The organism is Streptomyces sp., assembly GCF_031178505.1.
GTDB classification, from domain to species: Bacteria; Actinomycetota; Actinomycetes; order Streptomycetales; family Streptomycetaceae; genus Streptomyces; species Streptomyces gulbargensis.
In genome coordinates this window covers 1-5,805 of record NZ_JAPSIW010000452.1, presented here as the reverse complement: position 1 = coordinate 5,805, position 5,805 = coordinate 1, and the positions used below count along the sequence as shown (strand labels likewise).

General features: G+C 73.7%; 6 protein-coding genes. All 6 read right to left on the bottom strand.

Annotation, left to right across the window (positions count from 1 at the left end):
• Window positions 1-2,390: SpoIIE family protein phosphatase (locus RIF68_RS24940; RefSeq protein ID WP_309053542.1), on the bottom strand; the 2,390-nt coding region annotated here is incomplete at its 3' end.
• 145 nt (window positions 2,391-2,535) lie between these two features.
• Window positions 2,536-2,958 carry an ATP-binding protein gene (locus RIF68_RS24935; protein ID WP_309053541.1) on the bottom strand — a complete coding sequence of 141 codons (423 nt, stop codon included), beginning with the start codon at window positions 2,956-2,958 and terminating at the stop codon, window positions 2,536-2,538.
• A 350-nt stretch (window positions 2,959-3,308) separates the two neighbouring features.
• Window positions 3,309-3,704 carry an NUDIX domain-containing protein gene (locus RIF68_RS24930; RefSeq protein WP_309053540.1) on the bottom strand — a complete coding sequence of 132 codons (396 nt, stop codon included), beginning with the start codon at window positions 3,702-3,704 and terminating at the stop codon, window positions 3,309-3,311.
• A 176-nt stretch (window positions 3,705-3,880) separates the two neighbouring features.
• Window positions 3,881-4,060: an SPOR domain-containing protein gene (locus RIF68_RS24925; RefSeq protein WP_309053539.1), complete on the bottom strand. Its 180-nt coding sequence runs from the start codon at window positions 4,058-4,060 to the stop codon at window positions 3,881-3,883.
• Window positions 4,061-4,285: 225 nt separating this feature from the next.
• A complete protein-coding gene (locus RIF68_RS24920) occupies window positions 4,286-5,038 on the bottom strand; it encodes a GntR family transcriptional regulator (protein ID WP_309053538.1) in 753 nt (250 codons plus the stop codon).
• Between the two features lie 146 nt (window positions 5,039-5,184).
• A partial coding sequence (locus tag RIF68_RS24915) for a septum formation family protein (protein WP_309053537.1) occupies window positions 5,185-5,805 on the bottom strand: 621 nt, incomplete at its 5' end.

Below are 5,805 nucleotides of genomic sequence, written 5' to 3'. Positions count from 1 at the left end.
CGCCGGGGCTGCACCAGGCCCGAGTCCCAGACCTCGCAGACGAGGGTCCGGTCGCGCAGCAGGCGGAGCCGGATCTCGCCCTCGCCGTAGCGCAGGGCGTTGGTGACGAGTTCGCTGACGAGCAGTTCGACGGTGTCGACGAGCGAGGCGAGGCCCCAGGAGGTGAGCTGCGCACGGGCCAGTTCGCGGGCCCGGCCGACGGAGCGGGGCTCCCTGGGAAGCCGCCAGTCGCCGACGGCCTCGCCGGGCAGTCCCCGGATGCGGGCCATCAGGAGGGCGATGTCGTCCTCCCCGTGGCCGGTGTCGAGCCGGCTGAGGACCCGGTCGCAGACGTCCTCCAGCGGGCGTTCCTGTCCGGTGAGGGCCCGGCGGAAGGCGTGCAGGCCCTCCTCCAGCGGATGGTCGCGGGATTCGACGAGTCCGTCGGTGTAGAGGGCGAGGAGCGCGCCCTCGGGCAGTTCGATCCGGACCTCCTCGAAGGGCTCGCCGCCGACGCCGAGCGGCATCCCGGGGGGTACGTCGAGGAGGACGGCCTCTTCGCCGGGGCCGACGAGCACCGGGGGCAGGTGGCCGGCGTTGGCGAAGGTACATCGCCGGGTGACCGGGTCGTAGACCGCGTAGACGCAGGTGGCGAGGTAGACCTCGGAGAGTTCCGGGCCCCGGTTCTTCTGGGCGCGGGACTGCTGCGCGCCGATGGGGGCGCCCAGGCCGCGGGCGATCTCGTCCAGATGGGAGAGGACCTCGGCCGGTTCGAGGTCGAGCTGGGCGAGGGTGCGTACGGCGGTGCGGAGTTCACCCATGGCGACGGCGGCGCGCAGACCGCGGCCCATGACGTCCCCGATGACGAGGGCGGTGCGGTGGCCGGGCAGTTCGATGACGTCGAACCAGTCGCCGCCGACCTCGGTGGCGGTGGTGCCGGGCAGGTAGCGGCAGGCGATGTCGAGTCCGGCGGCCTCCGGGTCGCCGGGCGGGAGGAGGCTGCGCTGGAGGATGAGGGCCCGCTCGTGCTCGCGGCGGTAGAGGCGGGCGTTGTCGATGCAGACGGCGGCGCGGGCGGCGAGTTCGACGGCGAGGGCCCGGTCGCGCTCCCCGAAGGGTTCGCTGCCCTTGGCGCGGGAGAACTGGACCAGGCCCACGACGGTGTCGTGGGCGACCATCGGGACGACCAGGGTGGACTGGACGAGGTCGCCGTCGCCGCCCGGCACGGTGCGGATCCGGCCGGTGCGCAGCGCACCCGCGCAGGGCGAGTTGAAGGAGTAGCGGTGGACGTCGCCGACCCCGACCGCGGCGGGTCCGCAGCAGCCGGTGTCGGCGCCGTGCCCTTCGGCGGCCCGGTGAGGGGTGTCGGAGACGGCGCTGGAGAAGGCGACGCGGCGCAGTTCGGCGCTGCCCGCGCCGTAGCCGATGTCGTGGGAGCTGCCCCAGCGTCCCGGCGGTGCCTCGTCGCCGGTGAGCAGGCCCTGGTAGAGGTCGACGGAGGCGAGGTCGCAGAAGCCGGGGACGGCCACGTCGAGCAGCTCGCGGGCGGTGGCCTCCAGGTCGAGGGAGTTGCCGATGCGGGAGCCCGCCTCGTTGAGGAGGGCGAGGTTGCGGCGGGCGCTGGCGGCTTCCCGGGCGGCGTTGTGGCGGCGGGTGACGTCGACGCCGAGTCCGGCGACGCCGATGGGGCGGCCGGTGCCGCTGTGCACCCGGTAGAGGTTGATCGACCAGTGGCGCCGGTCCCTGGCGCCGGGGGCGGCGCCGACGATCTGCAGGTCGGTGACGGCCTCGCCGGTCTCCAGGACCCGGCGGAGGGCCTCGGTCATCCGGTCGGCCTCGGAGCGGGTGAGGTAGTCGTGGACGGTCCGGCCGCGGTGGTCGTCGGCGGAGCCGCCGAAGACGGTGGCGAAGCGCTGGTTGGCCCGCTTGACGGTGAGGTCCGTCCCGAAGAGGAGGAAGCCGAAGGGCGATTGGCCGAATATCGCCTGGGAGGCGGCGAGGTCGGTCTCGATGCGGCGCAGTGCCCGGACGTCGACGACGATGCACAGCGCGGCCCGTTCGCCGGACTCGGTCTCGCTGGGCATGACGTACATCTCGGCGAGGCCCTGCGGGCCGTTCTCACCGGGGACGCGGAAGGGGACGAGCCCCGTCCATTCCTTGCCGTCGAGGATCTCCCGGACCGTGCGGTGTCCGCGCTCGCGCAGCCCGGCGGGCATGAAGACGTCGACCGGGTCCCGGCCCCTGGCCTCCTCGGCGGTGACGCCGAAGAGGTCCACGGCCCGCCGGCTCCACTGGTCGACGAGTCCGTCGGGGCCGAGGGAGAAGGAGGCCACCCGTATGTAGTCATAGATGGACCCGGGCGGGCTGCTCTGCCACACGACGCCGCTCGCCGTCTCAGGTATCTCGCTCAACGCGACCGTCCCCTCCAGCTCACCGCACCGGACCGGCCATGCCCGCAGTATTCAGTACGGCAGGCCCCGGCGGCACGACGTTCACGATCACAGGGTGGTCTCGTTCGGTTCTGGCCGAGTGCCGGTGATCGTCGTCCCACCCTCTTTACTCACCAGGGAGAGCCAGCTCGAACCATACGGTTTTGCCGGTCCTTCCCTTTCGGGTCCCCCAGCGGCGGGCGGCGCCGGCCACCAGTGCCAGACCGCGCCCCCCTTCGTCGTCGGGGCCCGCGGGCCGCTCGGTGGGCGGATCGGGAAGCGGATCGGAGACTTCCACGAGCAGCGCGTCGCAGGGGCCCGGGCCGGTGCCGTCGGGGCCGAGGCGGACGAGCCGGACGCCGATGGGGCCGGAGGCGTACCGCAGGGAATTGGTCACCAACTCGCTGACCAGCAGGACGGTCACGTCGGCGAGGGTCGCGTCGAGCCGCCAGCCGCGCAGGGTGGCGCGCACGGCGTGCCGGGCGGTGCGCACGGCGTCGGCCTCCGCGGGGAAGGTCCATTCGGCGCGGTCGCCGTCGGCGTCGCTCACTCCCGATCACTTCCCCAGCCGTGCGTCAGCAGGAAGACCCCCGCCCCCCTCAAGGGCACATTCTGGACATACCCGTTATTTCCGGTCGAATATCGCGCCAGTGGGGGACGGTCGGCGCACGGGGGCACGAACGGCGTAGAGAACGCCTCGCGCGCCCCGCCGACGGTGCGGGGGAGCGCGCGTCGGCGCAGGGCGGCCGGCGGTGCGGCGAGCGTGGGACCGGACGGAAGGGCGGCGGCGCGAGGCGTGGGTCGGGGTCACAGGCCGGCCGTGCGAGGAGGCAGGAGGCCGGCCCCGCGCAGGGAGGCGGGAGGCGGGACGGAACGCCGGCCGTGCGGCGGCAGCGCGGGTCAGCGCAGGGCGCCGGCGGCCCGGAGGTCGTCGAACAGCAGTTGGTCGACGGGCGGTACGCGGTCGCGGTCGGCGTACGAGAACCAGGCCATCTCCTCGATCTCACTGCTGGGGAGCAGTTCTCCGCGGTACTCGGCGGTGTAGCAGGCCATCCGGACCACGGCGCCGTCGGGGAGGCCGGGGCCGCCGGCCTCGTACGTTCCGGTGTGCACGGCGGTCTCCGGGTCGAGCAGGACGGTCAACTCCTCCTCGATCTCCCGGACGAGGGTCTGCAGGTCGGTCTCGGCGCCCTCGCGCTTGCCACCGGGAATGTAGAAGATCCCCTTGCCCCGGGGCCGGGCGCACAGGATCCGGCCGCCCTCGATCCGCACCCAGGCGACGGTGTCGATCAGCACGGCCGTACCCCTCTTCCCTCGCGTCCCTCAGCCGACGGACGCGACCCTACCGGGAGGGTGGGCGGTGCGCGGGGGCGCCCGGGGAACGGCCGCGGCACCGCTCCCGGCCCGTGAGGGGCATGGAGGCGGTGCCGTGGTGGTGGTGCCGTGAGAGGGGTGCGCGGCCCGGGGCGGGCTCAGGCGGGGGCGCCTCCCAGGCGCTCGACCCGGTAGAGCCGTTCATGGCCGCGCGCGTCGAGGCTGTCCGCGATCTTCCGGGCTTCGTCCTCGGTGGCGTACTGACCCACGCGGTAGCGGTGGCCGTTGTCGTCCTGCCGTATGACGAGCCAGGGAAGGACGGGGCCGCTCTCGGTCATCGGGCTTCTCCCTCCGTCGGTCCGGGCGCCTTCGACGATCTCCAGGAAACCGCATTGCGCATATGCCCGAGCTTACGCCTGACCTTCACACAGCGGATACGGGTTTTCACGAAGAGATACGGATCGGCCGGGAACCGACGGCGGGCGGCCGAAGGGCCGCGCCCGGCGGGCATGCCACGCGCCCCCGCCCGGGGGGCGGGCGGGGGCGCACGGCGTGAGCGGGTGTCAGCGCACCGGCAGGTGATAGGAGAGGCGGTAGCGGTCGGCCGGGACGACGACGTCCGCCGTCTCGACGGCCCGCCCCGAGGCGTAGAAGGTCCGCTCGATCACCATCACCACATGCCCCGGCACCCCGCCGAGCGCCATGAGCTCCTCGGCGAGCCCGGGCCGGGCGCCGACCTCCTCCACCACGTTGTCCACGACGATGTCGAGGGCCGCCATCCGCTCCACGACCCCGCTCCCCCCGAGCGGCCCCTCCTCGGGCAGCATCACCGGCGTCCTGCCCGTGACCGCGAGCGGCTCCCACGAGGTGGAGACCATCATCGGCTCGCCGCCGTCCCGGTACACGTACCGGGTGCGCATGACCCGCTCGCCGGGTTCGATCCCGAGCCGGGCCGCCACCGCGGCGCTCGCCCGCCCCTGCTCGCTGTTCGACTCCCAGGTGCCGCGCGCGCCTTCGGCCGCCTGCTCCTGGCGGAAGGGGCTGGCGGCGGACGCCGGCCGGTACCCGGAGCGGGAGATCCGGCGTGGCACCGGCCGCTCCCGCACGTACGTCCCCGACCCCGACCGGCCCTCGACGAGGCCCTCGGCCATGAGCACCTTGCGGGCCTCCAGTGCGACGGTGTCCGACACCCCGTACTCCTCGCGGATGCGTGCCTGCGAGGGGAGACGGGTATGCGGGGGAAGCGAGCCGTTGGCGATCTTCTCCCGGAGATCGCTCGCCACGCGCAAGTAGGCGGGCTGCTCACCGAACGTCACTGGACACTCCCCCCTCAGGTTGACGGACAGCTACAGCCTGACAACCCAGGGTGGCGCGCCGCAAGCATGGGCCAGGGTTTCACTCGAAGTGATGACAATGCTTGCCACCGGCAGTCACCCGGGGTAACCCCTTCCGCCCCGAGGGGTCAGACGGACGCACCGCCTCCCGGCCCGTCCCCGGAGCCGCCCGTCCCACCGCCCGCCCCGCCGTCCGGCAGCGTGTCCGTCAGGCCGAGCGCCGTGCGCGCCCCCGCCCCGGTGTCCTCGGGCAGCAGCTCGAAGGCGCGGTCGTACGCCTCCCAGTAGGCCTCCGGGTCGGCCGCGCCCGCGAGCGCGCGCCACTGCTCGGAAGCGGCGTCCAGCTCCGTGCCGAGCTCCGCGACGGGCTTGCGCACCGTCTCCGGCCAGGGGTGCTTCCCCAGGCCCGCGCGGGCCCCGTCGACGGCCGCGAGGACCTGCCCGGCCCAGGCCTTGTTGGCGGCGAAGTCCTCGTCCGGGTCCTGCTCGGGCTCGCGCAGGACGACCGTCTCGATCGGGTTCATCGTCTTCAGGAAGTGCACCTGGTCGGCGTCGAGCACCGTCGCGTCGGAGCGCAGCGCCCCCGTGAAGGGCTTGCCCTCGGTGGCCAGGGCGCAGGTCACGGTCCGGTCGCCGAGCCGCCAGCTCTGCTCGCTGGGCAGGTAGTAGTACACCCACACGTCCCCGGGCACGGCCCAGGTGTCCAGCGCGTAGGCGGAGTTGACGGCCTCGCACCGCTTCTCCGCGAT